At 53.1% G+C, this 17426-nt stretch carries 15 protein-coding genes; 4 read left to right on the forward strand and 11 right to left on the reverse strand.

The features are described 5' to 3' along the window. Positions 1 to 47: 47 nt before the first annotated feature. The 11 genes from QMG16_RS02295 to QMG16_RS02340 form a co-directional block, all read right to left on the reverse strand. Positions 48 to 683: a respiratory nitrate reductase subunit gamma gene (locus QMG16_RS02295; RefSeq protein ID WP_281792047.1), complete on the reverse strand. Its 636-nt coding sequence runs from the start codon at positions 681 to 683 to the stop codon at positions 48 to 50. A gap of 161 nt (positions 684 to 844) precedes the next feature. Further along, positions 845 to 2065: an IS110 family RNA-guided transposase gene (locus tag QMG16_RS02300; RefSeq protein ID WP_281792048.1), complete on the reverse strand. Its 1221-nt coding sequence runs from the start codon at positions 2063 to 2065 to the stop codon at positions 845 to 847. 222 nt (positions 2066 to 2287) lie between these two features. Beyond that, positions 2288 to 2455 (reverse strand): hypothetical protein, encoded by a 168-nt coding sequence (locus tag QMG16_RS02305; protein ID WP_281792049.1) that lies wholly within the window; start codon positions 2453 to 2455, stop codon positions 2288 to 2290. Positions 2456 to 2457: 2 nt separating this feature from the next. Next, positions 2458 to 2985, reverse strand: coding sequence for a 4Fe-4S dicluster domain-containing protein (locus QMG16_RS02310; RefSeq protein WP_281792050.1), 528 nt, complete (start codon positions 2983 to 2985; stop codon positions 2458 to 2460). A 7-nt stretch (positions 2986 to 2992) separates the two neighbouring features. Continuing rightward, a complete protein-coding gene (locus QMG16_RS02315) occupies positions 2993 to 5086 on the reverse strand; it encodes a molybdopterin-containing oxidoreductase family protein (protein ID WP_281792051.1) in 2094 nt (697 codons plus the stop codon). A gap of 86 nt (positions 5087 to 5172) precedes the next feature. Next, positions 5173 to 5958, reverse strand: coding sequence for an MBL fold metallo-hydrolase (locus QMG16_RS02320; protein WP_281792052.1), 786 nt, complete (start codon positions 5956 to 5958; stop codon positions 5173 to 5175). Between the two features lie 32 nt (positions 5959 to 5990). Continuing rightward, the gene (locus QMG16_RS02325) at positions 5991 to 6359 is read right to left on the reverse strand and encodes a hypothetical protein (RefSeq protein WP_281792053.1); all 369 of its coding nucleotides are present in this window, start codon (positions 6357 to 6359) and stop codon (positions 5991 to 5993) included. 471 nt (positions 6360 to 6830) lie between these two features. Beyond that, a complete protein-coding gene (locus tag QMG16_RS02330) occupies positions 6831 to 7454 on the reverse strand; it encodes a TetR/AcrR family transcriptional regulator (protein WP_281792054.1) in 624 nt (207 codons plus the stop codon). 28 nt (positions 7455 to 7482) lie between these two features. Next, positions 7483 to 8064, reverse strand: coding sequence for a molybdenum cofactor guanylyltransferase (gene mobA, locus QMG16_RS02335; protein WP_281792055.1), 582 nt, complete (start codon positions 8062 to 8064; stop codon positions 7483 to 7485). A 282-nt stretch (positions 8065 to 8346) separates the two neighbouring features. Further along, entirely contained in the window at positions 8347 to 8574 is a 228-nt protein-coding gene (locus QMG16_RS19495; protein WP_373878705.1) for an oxidoreductase, read from the reverse strand. 198 nt (positions 8575 to 8772) lie between these two features. Then, positions 8773 to 10038: an OmpP1/FadL family transporter gene (locus QMG16_RS02340; protein WP_281792056.1), complete on the reverse strand. Its 1266-nt coding sequence runs from the start codon at positions 10036 to 10038 to the stop codon at positions 8773 to 8775. A gap of 1302 nt (positions 10039 to 11340) precedes the next feature. On the opposite strand from QMG16_RS02340, the gene QMG16_RS02345 reads away from it, so the two are divergent. From QMG16_RS02345 to QMG16_RS02360, 4 genes are all read left to right on the forward strand, one after another. Then, on the forward strand, positions 11341 to 12690 hold the full coding sequence (locus tag QMG16_RS02345; RefSeq protein ID WP_281792057.1) for an acetyl-CoA hydrolase/transferase family protein: 1350 nt from the start codon (positions 11341 to 11343) through the stop codon (positions 12688 to 12690). Between the two features lie 184 nt (positions 12691 to 12874). Continuing rightward, a complete protein-coding gene (locus QMG16_RS02350; RefSeq protein ID WP_373878706.1) occupies positions 12875 to 14023 on the forward strand; it encodes an acyl-CoA dehydrogenase family protein in 1149 nt (382 codons plus the stop codon). Positions 14024 to 14056: 33 nt separating this feature from the next. Further along, positions 14057 to 15307 (forward strand): thiolase family protein, encoded by a 1251-nt coding sequence (locus tag QMG16_RS02355; RefSeq protein WP_281792059.1) that lies wholly within the window; start codon positions 14057 to 14059, stop codon positions 15305 to 15307. Between the two features lie 108 nt (positions 15308 to 15415). Further along, entirely contained in the window at positions 15416 to 17425 is a 2010-nt protein-coding gene (locus QMG16_RS02360) for a 3-hydroxyacyl-CoA dehydrogenase NAD-binding domain-containing protein (RefSeq protein ID WP_281792060.1), read from the forward strand. Position 17426 lies beyond the last annotated feature (1 nt).

Consider the following 17426-nt stretch of genomic DNA (forward strand, 5'->3'; position numbering starts at 1 on the left):
GCAATAAACAGGTACACTGTTCGAACCTTTCTTCGAGATATCATGGCCTACAATAGTCCTTCCGCTATCTTTTCCCTTTTCAACATGGAGGTATCCCTACCCATAGTGATGCTTCGCCCGATGGGAGCAATAAATATGTGTACGAACTTGGTGAAAGGGATGACGGCAAAAAAGAAAGCGATCAGAATCACATGAATGACCCACATTGATGGGTACAGAACGTCCCATTGCCAGGGAAATTTCCCCAGCCATCGTGCCAGGGGAGCCATCATAAAAGAGTATTGGATGAAAACATCATGGGGTTCGGTGACAAATCGAAAGGCTTCCGTCATGAATCCGGTGGCTACAATTAACCATAGAAGCAACAGGAGCCGCATATCCACCAGTACCTTTTCCTGCTCGGTATGCATGATTCGATGAATCAACCCCAGAGTAAGCCCCACAAAGAGAACCAGTCCGGTCAACTCGAGGCCGAATTTGAGATAACCCCTGCCTGTCCCGCTGACAAAGTACTCGATGGGGTAGACTTTTATGAGAAGCGCATAGAGCTGGGCTACGACAAAGAGGGAGACAAATCCGAAGGCAATGAGCAAATGCCTGAGCCAGAGGAACGTAGATCGGTTCTCGATCCTCTTCTGGATAACGGCTTCACGAAAGATGGTCTCAATACTGGGAAACGGCAAGCGAACACGGGGGTCACGACCGATCGTTCCAGTTGCGCCGGGGTCGTTCACCCATAGAATATGAGCGATTTTACCGTGAAAGTACTATGAGCTCTCGGGAACAGTCCACCATCTCCGCTTTTGGGCGGATTGAAAAAAACCTGAGTTGTGGTAAGGTCTGTTCAGATCGCAGTGGGCAGCATATGGTACTGGCGCAAAGCCGCGATCCATCGAGGAGCATTGCGCTGAACCATCAGCTCTTTGTAATCCACCTGTGAATCTCGATAAGGTACCCTGCGACTGAGCAGAATGAAAACGATTTTCAGAATCTTATGAGCCAAAGCAATAATGGCGCGCTTGTGTCCCCGGCGTATGACAAGCCCCGAATACTTGCTTTGGAACATGCTTTTGGTACGACGTGCGGCATTGGCCATTTCGCACAACAGTCGTCGTACATATGGGTTGCCCTTGCGAATGCGACCGCTTTTTCGCTTTCCGGCGGATTCGTTATTGCCAGGGCAGACCCCGGCCCACGAGGCCAGACGCTGTGGGGAGCCGAAGGCCTCCATGTCCAGTCCGATCTCGACGATCAACATAGCCGCACCCACGGCATCGATTCCAGGTATGGTCTGGAGAAGGTCCAGAGCCCAGCGGTGAGACTCCAGTTCAGCCAGCAATTGGGTGTCGAATCGAGCGATACGGGCCTCGAGCTCACGGATGTGCTGGAGGATTTCGCGCAGGACGAATCGATGGGCGGGAGTCAAATCGCCATCGAGTGCGTCGAGCAACTCCTCGGGAGTGGCTTTGAGCCTGGAGTTGGCAAACTCCAGCGCCTGCAGGGGTGTTCCGCCCTCGATCAAACATTCGATCATATGCCGGGCGGCTTGACCGTGAATATCACTGACCACCACGGAAAGACGTATTCCGCCATCCGTGAGGACTTTATGAAGCCTGTTCTTTTCACTGGCAAGCATCCCAACCAGCTTCTGTCTCTCACGGGAAATCAGACGGAGGTTTCCCAGTTCTTCTGGAGGAATGAAGCTCCCGCGAAGCAGGCCGCAACGGGCCAGCATGGCCAGCCAGCGACTGTCGGCCACATCCGTTTTGCGACCGGGAACCTGCTTGACGTGTCGGGCATTGACAACGGCGGCAACGATTCCCTCGCGTTCCAAGGCCGAGTAGATGCTCTTCCAGTAGATGCCCGTGCTCTCCATGACCACAATTTCGGGGTTGGCGTCTCTGGCCCACCTGGCCAAAGCTCGCCGATCCCGCTTAAACGTACCGAAAGTCAGTGTTTCCGTGTGGATCGATCCGTCTTCCTGTTCCGCAATCAGACAGGCCGTCACATGCTTTTGATGAACATCAAGGCCTATAGCGCTCTTGTGGATCGGTTCCAGTTCCATGTCCTCGACTCCTCCTGTAAAATGTATGTTGAGATGGCGAGGACATGTTTCGAATCAACCTGCGGGTGCCCGGCACCCGTGGCCCTATTACCGTGCGCTCTCTATAGAAGCAATCCGGGGTGCGATGCGAAACAATGGGTCTCGTTAGCTGACTGGGTCCAAGCCACGTATTCACTTGCGCGACCTCGCCCTCGCCAGCTCCCTTTATACCACCTTTCATCATCAGGGGTGCCGCGAACATCTCGGCATGAACGTTATACCACCTTTCATCATCAGGGGTGCCGCGAACATCTCGGCATGAACGTTAGCTACGATGTTCCTGTAGACACCGACCAGAAAGAAGGCCATCGACACCAGGACCAGCACCCATATGAAAGTGTATTTGAGCATGGTTACGCCCCTTCATGGCCCAGAAGGACCCCACCTGCCTCTTCATAAAAAAGGCGGTCTGCCGTGTTCTTCTTGGAGAATTTGGCGAGCTCATCGATGAGTCCTGAGACAATAGCCTGCGTCGGGCAGATTTCTTCACAGGCCCGCTTCATTCCCCTGGGACGTTCCTGGCAGAAGTTGCATTTCTCCATTCGGCCTTTCACGCTCATCTTGGGTGCACCGAAGGGGCAGGCCCACAGGCAGAGCATGCACCCCACGCACTTTGACTGGTCAACGGTCACGGCACCGGTTTCTTCGCTCTTGCTGATGGCCTGCCGGGGACATGCTTTTTTGCACGGCGCATCTGCGCAATGCATACAGGCCAGGGAAACGTTCACACCGGTGATTTCGGGAAACTGCCCTCTCGTCAGGCACGTGACATTTCTCCATTTCACCGTCTGGTTCGAGCCGTTCCACACCTGGCAGGCAACCTCACAGGCGCGGCAGCCGACACATTTTTCTTTATCGAAGTAAAATCCGTACTGGCTCATGAGGCACCTAAACCTTCCTTACGCTCACCTTGCATTCGTTGTATCCGATCCCTCCGGACACGGAATTGACCATGGAATCGAAGATCGGGTTCACATGAGACCCTTTGCCCCTGGCAATGGATCCCATGGTGCGGCCGAAACCGTGGCCATGCAGGACACGCACAATGCCGGGCTTGAGGCCCTCTTTGACTCGCGCGGCGATGGTCACCCTCCCCAGGGGCGAGGCGAGCTCGACGCGGTCTCCGTCGGAAATGCCCAACTCCCCGGCGTCCCGAGCGCTGAGTTCCGCCCAGTTTTCACCCTCGATTTCCATCAGGTAGGGATTGTTTTGCGTATGGGTCCCGCAGTGGTTTTGCATCTTGGCGTTGATGAGCTGAAAAGGGTATTCGGGATCGGGCTTTACGCGCTGATCTTCCTCGTAGACGGGCATCGGATCGTAGCCGTTTTCTGCCAGGAGCTCGGAATAGACCTCGACTCTGCCTGTAGAGGTCATAAAGCCTTCTTCGAGGTATTTGCGGTAGCGCATCTCTCCGTGCCAGACTCCCTTTTCCTTGAGCTCCTCGAAGGAAACCGGAAGAAAGGAAGTGACGGTCCTTGCCCAGTCTTCCCAGGTTTCCCACTGGAAGTAATGGCCGTATCCCATCTTCTGGGCCAGCCCCTTCATGATCTCGTAATGGGGTTTCGAGCTTCCCATGCAGGGGATGGCGGGTTGGGAGAGAATCACCTGCGGCCCGGACCAGAGACTTTCCCTGACCTCCGCCCGCTCGAACATGGAGGCTTCTGGCAGGACAATATCGGATAACTGAGCGGTTTCACTCATGTAGAGATCGATCGTGACGGAGAGGTCCAACCCCGCCATCATTTTTCGAAAGAGCCCGGTGTTCGGATCACTCATGGCCGGGTTGACGATGTGGAAAAAGAGAGTTCTTACCGGGTACGGATCTCCCTCCAGGACCGCCTTGGGCAGCAGCTGGCTGGGGATATCGGGGGCAAGGGGATAGCCCATGGCGGTACTGAGATTCGGCCGCATCGGGACGGCGATTTCTTCCTCGGGAATATCGAGGGGCGGGAGAAGAGGCCCGGCTTCCTTCAAAATCAAGCAACCAGGGCCATCGACATTGCCCGTGATCGCATTGAGGCAGAAGATGGCTCTCAGCGCCTGGAAGCCATTCGAATAATTGACGATACCCTTCAGTCCGTCCATCACGGCCGGTTTGGTCCGGGCGAATTCGTCGGCGAGCTCGATGATCGTCTCGGCAGGAATGCCGGTGATTCCTTCCGCCCACTGGGGAGTGTACCCGTTAGCCTTGACGTGCTCGGCGAAAGCATCGAAACCGTACACGTAGTTTTCGCAAAACTCCGCATCGTGGGCGCCCGTCTCGATGATGCGGTGGGCCATGGCGAGCGCTAGAGCCCCGTCGGTGCCCGGATTGATGGGGAGCCAGACGTGGGCCTTTTCCGCGGTTCTACTGCGATAGGGGTCTACCACCACGAGCTTCGCATTTCGTTTGACGACCTCCACCAACTCGCGGTTTTCGTGCAGACTCTGATTCGGGCCCAGCGGATCTTCACCCCATAACATGATGAACCGGCTGTTCTCGTAGTCCTTGGTGGGAAGAGGGTGACCGTAGGTTGCCAACCCGGCCAGGCGTCGACTCTGGTCACAGGCCGCACCATGGCCCGACCAGTTGGGCGTCCCATAGAGCTGGACGAAGAGCTGCTGGGAAAACATCTCGTTGGAATCGAGGTGCCACAGGTAGGCCACGGCTTCGGGGCCGTATTTTTCTTTAATATTCTGGAGCTTTTCCGCAATGAAGGAGAAGGCCTCATCCCAGGAGATGACCTTGAAGTTGCCGTTCTTGCCTTTTTTCATCGGATGGAGCAACCGGTCGGGGTCTCTGGCGAGGTGAATGCTCGAAATCCCCTTGACACACCGCGTCGTTCGGTTTGGAGCATTCTCATTTCCCCTCACATAGACCACCTTGTTGTCACGCACGAAGACTTCGGTGGGACAATGCCAGGGACACACGATACATACCCCGGGCACCACCCTGGTTCCCCGAATCTCATTGATGATATGGCGAGTGCTTTGTGGATTCATTCCTCTTGCTCTTTTCTTGTTCGTAAGTCCGTTTTGTCTGTTGTTGCGGAGACAGCGCCTTCAGATCGCTGCAGGTCTGAACATCTCTATCCGAGCGAAATTCGCAGACCGTCATAGGCGAGCCTGACCTTGCCCCCATAAGGTTCTATGGCGCTCTCGATCTCCTGGCTCGTTACGGGCTTGCCGTAGTGCATGGAAAGATGCGTCAGGTAGAGCACTCCGACATTGAGCTCCCGCGCTGTCTGAATGGTCTGTTCAAACGCCAGATGTTTGCCCGGATACCAGTTCTCTTCCCAGAAGGTCGCATCCAGTATGAGGTTTTCGATACCGGTCAGAAGGTCTCGCATGCGATGGGGCAAGGGTCCCGTATCAGGCAGATAGGCCGTGCGCTCAGCCCTGGTGTCGATGAGGTAGCCCAGCGTCCCCCGCGAATGGGCGACTTCGACCGCTGTAATGGAAACCCCGAACCGGTGCACCGTTTCCCCTGGCTGGATGGGAACGACGTCCATCCATTCCTCCACCGACCCATGGCGGCTTTGCAGCTCTTCGAGCGTTTCAGAGCTCATGACCGACGGTAGCCTCTCTTTGCGATGGAAGCGGGCGTAGAGCTCGAGATCACCGAGCGCAGCGCAATGATCATGATGAGCGTGAGTGAGGAAGAAACAATCGATACGACTAAGCTGCTCTCGAAGTAGTTGCGAGGAGAGCTCAGGTGGTGCGTCGAACAGCAGATTGCCTTCTCCACAGAGTGCAACGGCGCAGCGAGTTCGTCTGTATCGAGGATCCTCCCAGGCCTCTTTGCACACCCTGCAGTTGCAGTAGAATTCGGGCACACCATTCCCAGCACCGGTGCCCAGGAAAACCAGTTCCATTCGAATGCCCTCCTTGATGTCGCATCGACCATCTATTTCTTCACCGGGCCTGCCGGACCCGCGGAGCGCTGCAGGCTCAGAGGAAGCGTTTCACCGCAAGACGCACAGGATTTCGTGTCGGTCAGTTGGGTCAGGTCGGCCGCAACCAGGTCAATCATTGCCTGGGTGAGCTTCCCCTGGGACAGAGGCATGATCTGTTTGAGGGTCATACCCATGGCCATTTTGAGTCTTGGATCGGCGGTCATGGCCTGGCAGTGCTTTTCGAGAATGGCCTTGGAATGCTCGTTCCCCATGAGTTCGGACAGGTTCGAGTCCATGGAAAGAGGCAGTGGATTCATTTTGCCGCACTTGGGGCATGCGATCTCTCTTTTTTTGATGGCCGTAGCCGGTCTGAAGCACATGTCGTTTTCCCTCTCTCTTTTGGATAACATAATTTCACCTATTGGTGACACTCTATAGTGTCTATCAATAGCCTATTTTACACATAAGTCAAGATTTTTTTTGCGGTAGATTCAAGTATTGGAAATGGTACCGGATATCGTTCTTCAGTCGATGAAGTACACTGTGATACCAGGCGACATCGAATTCAAAACGAATCCTCAACGGGTTTGCCAAAGGAGGGCTTGCCATGCCTTTTTCTGGTGCGGATAGCCCCTGACTCGGGGCCTTTCCTGTGGCGACAATTTCGCACTGAAAAGGAAATCGTGGTGCGAGCAGGGTGTTTTTAGTGAGGGAGAGACGACCTCCGCTCTGTATGGAGGCCCGGTGGTTTCAGGTAATAAAGTCGTGATGGGTAGGGTTTGCTGAGGGAGGAGAGAGCCCGCTGGAACTTCCCATTAAGCCAGGGTCCAGCGAGTCAAATCATCCTTCTCTTATAGAAATTTGACAAAAATCTTGTGAACTTCATCGATAAGTGGATCGCTGACACCGGTGCCAAGCGCCGTAATTTCCGCAGTCCGCACGTCGGCCTTGGCCATGAACGGAATGACAAGGTTCCAATGCACAAAAAAGGAAAAAAGCATCAGGCACGCAACGACCGGGTTGATGTCCCCAGGACGGATTTCTTTTTTGCCTTCTTCCAGAATACTGCTGAAGGTGGCAAACAGCTTGTCTAATCCCTCCACGACATCTTTCGGCAGGAACTCACCCCCTGAGAGCAACTCCCGCAGAACGATCGAGTGGAGTTCTCGATTATTCCCGATTTGGGCGACGCTAAGGATAAAATGGCGCAGCTTCTCTTCGGGTGTCATCTTGTCTGTGATATTGACATCGATAAGCTTATATGCTCCGTTCAACATTTCTTTAATGACAGAAGCATAGAGTGTATCTTTGTCACCCATATAGTAGTACATGCTGCGTTTGCTGATGCCTGCCAGATCCGCTATCTCGTTGGTGCTAGCACCGGCATATCCTTTTTCAGCAAATACTTCCGTAGCTGTTTTGAGGATATGGCGCATCTTCTCCTGTCTTCTGTTTTTCACATCTTTTAGCGACACAATCGATTCTCCGCTATAATCTGGTCAATCAACAAAACTTGGCAGTCAACTCGGCCCAATCCTCGGGAGTATTCACGTTCAGAAAACTGCTTCCCTCAGCATCAACGATCCGCCACTGTTCTTCTCCGATAGTCTTCAGTCTCAGCTTTTCAAAGATGGCCGTCACGCTGCGTTCACCACTTTTCAAGACGCTGGCAATTGCTGGTATACATCGCCGATTGTACAACGCCAAAAGCGGTTCGAATAGCTTCCCATGAACAGGAATCACCAAATCCGCGTCCCTGGTCGAATCAAGCATCATTCGGAAAAGCTCTGGAACAAAGAAGGGCATGTCCGCAGCCTTGATGAATACCCATTCGTGGGGGCTTGAAATGAGCGCTGTCTGGATGCCGCCGATGGGACCCTGGTGGGGAATCAGATCTCGGATCAACGTGGCTTGCAGATCGAGATAGGGCTCAAGGTCATTCGCCACCACGAAAACAGGATCACAATGAACACATATACCCTCAAGAGAGTGATTTATCAAGCGTTTTCCACGAAAGACCTCGACCGCCTTGTTTCTACCAAAGCGGCTACTCCTTCCTCCGGCAAGTATCGCTCCCGTAACCAATCAGGCATCCTCCGATCAAATGTGGATATCAATTTGCCCGGAACGCTCCAAACCCACTTTCACATTTTGAATGCGCAGCACAGAACAATCCTTCTCGCTTTAAGGCGGATAACAGACATCGATTGTCCGACTTGCACATTGCCTTCCGCAGATCTCCTGATTTTCAGCGATTGATGAAATCAGGCTCTTGAATGAGAGGGCGTAAAAGCGAAACGTAATCCGCCAGTCCCTCCCTGATGATTTTCTCAGCCACCTGCCATGATCGAATTCCACCCCCCAGCATCATTTGATAAGGACAGGGAAACGATTTCCTACACCTTCCCGGATACGCCGCAAGACTTCCATGACAATCCTTGCCCGGTTTGCGATGTTTCCCCCGTAGTCATCTTCTCGCCTGTTGTAGCAAGGAGAAAGAAGCCGGCTTAGCCAATAGCCGTGAGCGACATGGAATTGGATTCCGTCGAAACCTGCTTTCTTTGCCTGAATTGCCCCTTGTGTGAAGTGATCGATGGTTTTCGAATCTGCTCAAGGATCATGGCTCGGCATTGGATGCCTTGCATATTGTCCAGGGCGGAAGGTCCCAAGCTTCGGCGGTTTTGAATGAGTACTGGAGGTGGCGGGAGCCATCCCCGCCGCTGCAGGGGGAGGCTTTGACCTGCAGCGGCAGAGATTGATAGATCTAGTCATTTGGTCCGGCCACAGTGACCCCTAAAATCGAAAGATTATCCCTGTATCGAAAGTATTGCCGCTCACCTCGGTTTGCAGGGTGACTGGTTGTCCAGTAAGATCCGTGCCCGTTGACGTCAAGGTATTTTGGAAGGAATGCTCATATCCAATATTAACCACCAGGTTTGGAGTCAATTCATAGCTGGCGCCGAATGTCAGCTGGTGCTCCAGGATGGTGGCAAAACCTATAGTCCTGTAGGTTTCGTAGTAATAAGTGGGCAGAGAGTGGCCCTCCAGCTTTGATATACCAGTGCCATTGAAACCGTGGTGGCCATCCAGGGGGCTCTTGCCGTAATTGTAACCTGCTCTGAGAGCCACTTTGGAGATTGGCTTGTACTGCAGACCGAGCGCAAACACCCACTGGTTGTCATAATCAAGGTCATCATAGCCGTTGGCGTTTGCCCAGTTTAGCCACTTGACATCACCCTCGACCACCAGCTTGTCAGCCTGCACGTGATAGGCCGCACCGAAACCGATTTGCTGGGGAGCTTGGACTTTCTGGGAGTCCAGATTTCCATCGTGGTCGATATCCACGACATTATCATGTGTCACATTCTGTGGGGAAATGTAGGTCAAACCGAGAGAGATATTGTCTGTAGGCTTGTAGAGGGTCCCTAATTGAACACCCCATCCGAAATCGTAAGAGGATCCGTGCCTGAGATCGAGGGTTTCATAGTCTAGGTGAAAGGCGAGACCAAATGACAAGCAATCAGAGGGTTCAAAAGCGATGGCTGGGGCAGTTTTGACGGTCTGCAGGTTGGTGTATTCGCCAGCAATGAGGGGTACTTCGGGGGCGAAAAAATTGGGCTGGTCCAAAGCCGTACCTCGAAAATCAGCGCCCAGGCCGGATACCCCATAGGCTGCCAAGCCGAGTCGCCATAACGGCATCGCTTTGTTTAGTGGTATCGATACCCCGATGGCGGGAATCTCAAAGACATTGTTATTGGCGTTCGCTTCGATCGTTCCTCCAACACCCGGCCCCGTCACTTTGGATTGGATGTCGGGCACTAGGAAAGAGACGGCGAAATCAGCCTGCGAACCCGGGCAGTAGAGGCCGAAACACATGGCGGCGGGATTGCTGAAAACAGCGCTGATTGCATCCATTGGGTAGGCGACGCCAACACCGCCCATCGATCTGGCAACGGGTCCAATGCCTATGAGTTGGTTGCCATTCACCGCTGCCACGCTAAGGCCAGGCAGCATCACGATCAGGCATATTGTTGCCAGGGTTCTGAATACTCTCTTCATAAGTACCTCTCCTCTCTTTCTTTGGCCTGTCGCTAGACACGCGGGTTTTGGAAATTCTTGCTCTCCATCTTCACTCACCCCGATTAGGAACCGCAACATTCGATGGTGAATGAAACACTATTGTTCATGCAGCCGGAAGCAGTTGGTTCGTTCGCTTCTTTACGCAGCGCTCCTATCAGTTCTTTGGCCTTGCCCGCGGTATCCAGGCCGCGCCGCCCATAGTGCGCCACGGTTTTCGTTCTGGAGGCATTTCAAGGGAAATGAGCTGGGTCTTGGTCTTTCCAGACGTAAACTCTGAAAACCCAAACCCAGCTCTTCGATCTGCCTCACCTACGAAACATCTGCTGAATATCAGCCATAGAAATCCAGCGTCCTTGGGTACCGTACCCGAGGCAAGCTTTTTCACTGGGGAGAATTAGGGGAATTGTCAGCTAAATCGGTTATCAGCTCGAACATGAGACAACAGCTCTCCCGGAGAACCCAGCTTCGGGGTTATCTGATCACGACCGATGGTTTCCAATTGGTTTCACTATATAGTGGCACCATTTAGGAGCAATGCTAAGTGCGCTTCAGATTCTTTGTCAAGCCTTTTTTTCAGTTTTTTTTCTTCAAGCCGGAGCACCTGTTTTGGCCACTCTGTTGGTCAACGCTACTCAACAAACAAACCCTCAGACCAGACGAATCCAGGCCAAATCGAACGGTCTGATCCACCCTCCAGCGTTCAAAAGCCCTGAAAGAAATGGCTTGACAAACAAATTGGTGTGTCTTTAATATTGACACCATATGGTGTCACTCTTTGGAAATAATTGTCTTCCCTGTTACCCACTGTTGTTGATGACGCCTACTGCAAAGCTGGCACTGTTGAGACACCAAAGGAAACTGATCGGTCAAGGTGCTTGGGTTCTGACATGCTCTTGCCCTGGCCGGTTGCCTGTGTGCAAGAGCGAGAGGGGGAGAGCGAAGGCTATGAAGATTCAATACTGCAACAAGCACGGGAAGTATCTGAGCGTCCATCACTGCGAATTTTCCAATGGAGGACCGTGAACGACCAAAGCAGGAAGTCTACGGTGTCATTAAACCTTTCCACTGCAGCTTGATCGTTACCAATTCAAAACAGGGATGTTGAGGACACAGAAGGATGCAGCTAAAAAGAAGACCAGATCGTTTCTTCAGTATGAAGCGAATTCGTTGCACGTCTTCTGCCGCCTGCGTGTGCTCGTGGGTAAGCCAATGGCAACAGCCGCCTCCAAACCTTGAGAGCGCTGCCTCTTGTACCGCGTTATCTATTAAAGGGAACCGAAAATGGCGAATAATTATCTGATTGAATATAAACAAAAACTTGTATCTGCAGCGGAAGCGGTAAAAGTGGTTCGTTCGGGGGATTGGGTGGCGTACGGGCATTTCGCCATGGCGCCGAAACTCCTGGATCAAGCGCTCGCCCACAGAAAAGACGAGCTTAGGGATGTGAAGGTAAGGTGCGTTAGCCCAATGCACATGGTGGAAGTGGCGCAAATAGACCCCAAGTATGAACACTTTATCTATCACAGCTCATTTCTTGGCCCTTATGACCGGAAACTGGGCGACCGGTGCATGCATATACCAGGATTGTATCGAACGGCTGCTGCTACCATTCGTGAAGAGCATGCGCCTCACGTCAATACTGTCTTTCTGAAGACCACTCCCATGGATGATCATGGCTTTTTCAACTTCGGCACTTCCTGCTCGTACCAACGGGCTTTGTGTGACAGGGCTGACCATATCGTGGTGGAAGTCAACAATAAGGTCCCGGTTTGTCTGGGGGGAGAGCAGGAAAATGTTCATATTTCTGAAGTCACTCACATTGTAGAGTCGGATGATTATCCGATGCCGGTTTTACAGCAGGATACCTGCGCAACGGACGTTCATAAAAACATCGCAAGGTATGTTGTGGAGAAACTGGAAGACGGTTGCACGCTGCAATTGGGAATAGGTGGTCTGGCCAATTATATTGGTAAGATGATAGCGGATTCCGATCTCAAAAACCTTGGTGTTCATAGCGAGATGATGTGCGATGCCTTTGTCGATCTTTTCGAGAAAGGGAAAATTACCGGGAGCCAAAAAAGCAGACACAAATATAAGATGGTCTATACCTTCGCCCTCGGCTCTCAGCGTCTTTATGATTTCCTGGATCGAAATCCGGCCTGTGCCATTTATCCTGCAGATATCACAAACGATCCTGAAAGGATCGGCCTGAATCACAGGCAGGTTGCAATCAATAATGCTCTGATGGTCGACATTTATGGGCAGGTGTGTTCCGAGTCCGTTGATTTTAGGCAGATTTCCGGGACGGGGGGGCAACTTGATTTCACCTACGGAGCGCAGCTGTCTAAGGGTGGTAAATCCTTTATCTGTATGCCTTCCACACAAAGGATGAAAGATGGGACTGTAGTATCGAGAATTACTCCATTTATTACTAGAGGAAACATTGTCACAGCCCCTAGAACACTCCCCATGTATATTGTAACTGAATACGGAAGGGCAAATATTATGGGTAAATCGGTATGGAAACGTGCGGAGATGCTAATAAATATCGCTCATCCCGACTTCAGAAGCAAACTCATAGAAGAAGCCGATAAGCAAAAGATATGGACAAGGACTAATAGAATCTTATAGCCAGCCTTGGAAAACCACAATAATACGGAAATCGCTTTAAGGAATGCAGTAAAAATGCATCCCCATCATACTCTTTCCTTCGAAGATAAAGATGTTTGATTGTTGGTGATGATAAGTTGTGTTTTGGCCTCATGGATTGCACCCGGTGTGCATTCCTTTGAAAAACATTTAAAAGGAGAAAATGATGGATTTCGAACTCCCCGAGGAACTAAGGATACTCAAACAAGAAGCCTACAAATTTGCAGTACGTGAATTCGGTCCCATTGCACAGGAATGCGACCGCGAAGAAAAGTATCCGAAAGATGTATGGAAGAATGCCTGCGAATACGGGCTCATCGGAGCCTGGATTCCCGAGGAATATGGCGGGACCGGCGCAGGGTTTCTCGCCCATGCGCTCATCACCGAGCAGTTCGCTCGGGTGGATCTTGGCATCAGTCTGATCGCCGCAGCGGTCTTCGGCTCCGAGAACATCTATCTTCATGGCTCGGAAGAACAGAAGCAAGCTTACCTTCCCAGGCTGGTAGCAGGTGAGATCATCTTTGCCGGGGCCTACACCGAGCCCAATGCCGGAACCGATGTGGCAGGGATCAGGACCCGCGCCGTACGGGACGGAAACGAATACGTGCTCAACGGCTCCAAGATGTTCATCACCAACGGCACGATTTGCGATTACATGGTGGTTCTTTGCATCACCAATCCCGATGCTCCCCGCCACAACCGCTTGAGCCTCCTCATTGTCGATGGCACTCTTCCGGGCATCACCCGCAACAAGATCCATGGGAAAATGGGGATTCGTGCAAGCGACACGGCCGAGATCAGCTTCGAAGACGTGCGGGTTCCCGCCTCAAGTCTGATCGGAGAAGAAGGCAAGGGTTTTTACTACCTGATGGATTTCTTCAACACAACCCGCACCATGGTAGCAGCCCAGGGGGTGGGGCTCGCTCAGGGGGCTTTGGATAAGGCTGCTCGCTACGTACAGGAGCGCATGGCCTTCGGGCAGCCCCTTGCCAAGCTCCAGGGGGTGCAGATGCAGCTTGGTGAGATGGCAACCCGAGTCGAGCTTGCGCGCCAGTTGACCTACAAAGCCGCCTGGCAGCTCGACCACGGAAAGATCGATCCCAAGCTGAGCGCCATGGCCAAGTTCTATGCCGGGGAGACGGCCGTATGGGTGGCTGACAAGGCCCTGCAGCTCCACGGAGGCTACGGGTATATCGATGAATACGATGTGCAGCGCTTCTACCGGGATGCCAAGATCCTCGATATCTACGAGGGAACCAAGGAAGCGGAGAAGCTCACCATTGCCAAATGCGTCCTCGCTGAATGTGCCAAATAGATCAGTGATCGACGTGGAAAGGGAGGAAAAAGAATGAAAGACGTTGTTATCGTTTCAGCCTGCCGCACGGCCATTGGTAGTTTCGGTGGAACTCTGCGCGATCTCAATGCAGCCACGCTTGCGAGTGTGACCATGAAAGAGGCGGTCAAGAGGGCCGGCATTGATCCTGCCTTGATCGATGATGTCCGCTACGGATGCTGCCTCGAGCCCGAAGACAGCATGAACGTGGCCCGTGTAGGGGCACTTATGGCCGGCATTCCGGAAACAGTTCCCGCTGCAACGGTGAACCGGGTCTGCATCTCGGGAATGGAAGCCGTTCTTTCTGGAACGGCCATGATACAGGCGGGAGTGGCCGATGTGATTCTGGCTGGAGGCGTCGAGCACATGTCGGGGACTCCTTACACTATACCTAAAGCCCGCTGGGGGTGCCGTATGCAGGACCAGATGCTGGTGGATGCCATGATGCACGGGCTGCATTGCGGATCGCATCTTCTGCCCTTTTCCCCCGATGCCCCTCTCGATACCGGGCAGGCGCCTGCGAGCCTTTTCATTGGCAAGCCCTATATCATGGGCCACACGGCTGAATTTGTAGCCCAGAAGCTTGGCATCAGCCGGGAGGAAATGGATGAAGTGGCTCTGAGAAGCCATAACAGCACGGAGCGGGCCACCGTTGAGGGTTCTTTCAAAGAGGAAATCGTTGCCATCGAAGTCCCTCAGCCCAAGAAATCTCCGCTCATTTTTGAGAAAGACGAGCACTTCCGGCCCGGCTTGACCATGGAACAGCTGCAAAAGCTCGCGCCCGCCTTCGTTCCAAAAGGGGGAAAGGTGACGGCCGGCAACGCGAGTGGCGTTAATGACGGCTCTTCCGGGATGGTCATCATGTCGGCGGAAAAGGCAAAGGAGCTCAACATCGCTCCCATTGCACGAATCAAGGCTATGGGAAGAGGCGCCTGCCATCCAGCCGTCATGGGTCTTTCCCCGGTGCCGGCCGTAAAAGATCTGATGAAAAGAAGCGGTCTCCAGATTGCAGATTTCGACCTCATCGAGGTGAACGAAGCCTTCGCCGCTCAGTACATCGCCTGCGAGCGCGAGCTCGGCCTCAATCGGCAAATCACCAATGTAAACGGCTCGGGCATCGGGCTGGGGCATCCGGTAGGATCTACCGGCTGCCGCATTATGGTGACCTTGATCCATGCCATGAAAAAACGGGGCAACACCCTCGGGCTTGCAACGCTCTGCGGCGGTGGAGGGGTGGCCATGGCCTGTGCTCTGGAGATGTTCTGAGGAAGGACGAATGAGGAATGGTGTGTGATGAGTGAACAGTGTTGAATGAAGCATTTATTCATCACTCATCATTTCTAGAGAGGTTGGCTTCATATCGGGAGACCTGGGATGAGCACTAAAAGGATCTATAATCTGGAAATAGAGGGAGGCCTCGGCCTCGTGACCATTGACCTGCCAGACAAGCCTGTGAACAGCTGGACGGATGCGGCAATCGAAGAACTGGGGCAAATGCTGAGCGCGTTGGAAACGCAGGCGGACCTGAAAGGATTGATTTTCATGTCCGGAAAGCCGGGAAACTTCCACGCGGGTGCGGACCTCAACATGCTCACCAAAATGAAGAGCAGGACCGATGCGGCGGCTGTGCTCGGCCGCTTGCACGGAGTGTTCAACCGCATCAGTGGACTGCCCTTCCCGACCCTTGCGGCCATAGATGGCTACTGCCTGGGGGCAGGGCTGGAATTCGCCCTCGCCTGCACCGCTCGTATGGCCAAAGATTCCAAATCCACCCAACTGGGGCTGCCGGAATGCAACTTGGGAATCTTTCCCGGGGCGGGAGGATCCCAACGGCTTCCGCGCCTGATAGGAGCCCCTGCATTTCAGCTCATTCTCAAAGGGATGGTCTACCCGGCCTCCAAAGCGTTGGAGCTGGGCGTGATTGACAGAATCGTGCCCGCCGATGCCGATCTTCGAGCAAAGGCGCTGGAATTTCTCCAGGAAATCCTCAAGGGGAAAATCGACTTGAAGCGGCCCGAGCATGATTTCTCCCATGTGGATGAAGTCGCGCAAGTGGCTCGAGGGGAGGTTCTCAAGGCGACCAGAGGCAGAGAGATACCCGGACCGATGCTGGCGATCGAATCCATGCGGGAAGGGCTTAAGGTCTCGCTGGAGGAAGGCCTCGAGATCGAAAAACGTTATTTCATCGATGCCGTGCTCTCGGATCAGGCCAAGGGGAGTATCCACACGTTCTTCCTCAAGACCATGAGCGACAAGCCAAAGGGGATGATTACCAAAGGCTTTGATCCCAAACCTATCAAGAAGGTCGCCATTCTTGGTTTTGGTACGATGGGGCGGGGTATTGCCATAGACATTCTTCGCCACACTGGAATGGAAGTCGTTGCCAAAGAGATCCCCCAGGCGATCGAGCCGGGAAGAGAGTTTGTTAAGAAAATCCTCGGTGAAATGGAGGCAAGGAAGAGGCTCAAAATGCCCGTAGAGGACCTGATGGGGCGACTCAAGATCGTATCCGAGTACGGGGAAAGCTTCAAGGATGTGGATCTCGTGATCGAAGCAGTCTTCGAGGACATGCAAGTAAAAGAGCAGGTCTACCAGGAAATCTGCCAGGTGGTGGCGGAAGATTGCATCCTGGCGAGCAACACCTCATCCATCCCTCTTGATTCCATGTCTCCTTTCGTCAAAGGCCGGGATCGTTTTGCGGGTCTTCACTTTTTCTCTCCGGTCTGGAAGATGGAGCTCGTAGAAGTCATCCAGGGGGAGAAGACCAGCCAGGCTACTGTGGATAACCTACTTGGTTTTGTAGGACAAATCCGCAAGCGCCCTGTCGTGTGCAGGGACAATCCGGGGTTTGTGGTCAATGCCTTGCTCTTTCCCTACTTTCTGGCCGCACTCGATTTCATCGAAACCGGCAATTCCATTGAGGAAGTTGATAAGGCCTTCGTCCAATTCGGAATGCCGGTCGGGCCGATTCGGCTGACCGACGAAGTCGGTATCGACGTGGTGTATAAAATCATGAAGGGCATGAAGATCGAGCAAAACACCCTGAAGAGCCTATCCGATCAGGGGCGCCTGGGACTGAAAAAATGCGGCAAGGGATTCTTCTCTCAAGATGGAAGCGTAGACCTCGATGCGTTGCCACTCATTCAGAAGAAGAACCCGAAGAAGCTTACGGCCAAAGAGATGCAGACCATCGTCCTTACCGAAATGGCCACAGTGGGCAAAGACCTTCTCGACAGGGGAATCGTCAAAGACCCGCATATGATCGACATGGGGATGATCTGGGGAACCGGATTCCCTCCCGATAAAGGTGGACCTCTGATGTGGGCGGACCTGACAGGGCTCAGCAAGCAACACTTCGGAAGAACCTTCTACGAGACAAAGTAAG

Source organism: Desulforhabdus amnigena, assembly GCF_027925305.1.
In the GTDB taxonomy this organism is placed as follows: domain Bacteria; phylum Desulfobacterota; class Syntrophobacteria; order Syntrophobacterales; family Syntrophobacteraceae; genus Desulforhabdus; species Desulforhabdus amnigena.

Coding starts and splice junctions, on each gene's coding strand:
- QMG16_RS02360 (WP_281792060.1), top strand. CDS start 15,416: ATGAGCACTAAAAGGATCTATAATCTGGAAATAGAGGGAGGCCTCGGC.
- QMG16_RS02315 (WP_281792051.1), bottom strand. CDS start 5,086: ATGAATCCACAAAGCACTCGCCATATCATCAATGAGATTCGGGGAACC.
- QMG16_RS02350 (WP_373878706.1), top strand. CDS start 12,875: ATGGATTTCGAACTCCCCGAGGAACTAAGGATACTCAAACAAGAAGCC.
- QMG16_RS02325 (WP_281792053.1), bottom strand. CDS start 6,359: ATGTGCTTCAGACCGGCTACGGCCATCAAAAAAAGAGAGATCGCATGC.
- QMG16_RS02310 (WP_281792050.1), bottom strand. CDS start 2,985: ATGAGCCAGTACGGATTTTACTTCGATAAAGAAAAATGTGTCGGCTGC.
- QMG16_RS02340 (WP_281792056.1), bottom strand. CDS start 10,038: ATGAAGAGAGTATTCAGAACCCTGGCAACAATATGCCTGATCGTGATG.
- QMG16_RS02355 (WP_281792059.1), top strand. CDS start 14,057: ATGAAAGACGTTGTTATCGTTTCAGCCTGCCGCACGGCCATTGGTAGT.
- QMG16_RS02300 (WP_281792048.1), bottom strand. CDS start 2,065: ATGGAACTGGAACCGATCCACAAGAGCGCTATAGGCCTTGATGTTCAT.
- QMG16_RS02320 (WP_281792052.1), bottom strand. CDS start 5,958: ATGGAACTGGTTTTCCTGGGCACCGGTGCTGGGAATGGTGTGCCCGAA.
- QMG16_RS02305 (WP_281792049.1), bottom strand. CDS start 2,455: ATGCTCAAATACACTTTCATATGGGTGCTGGTCCTGGTGTCGATGGCC.
- QMG16_RS02345 (WP_281792057.1), top strand. CDS start 11,341: ATGGCGAATAATTATCTGATTGAATATAAACAAAAACTTGTATCTGCA.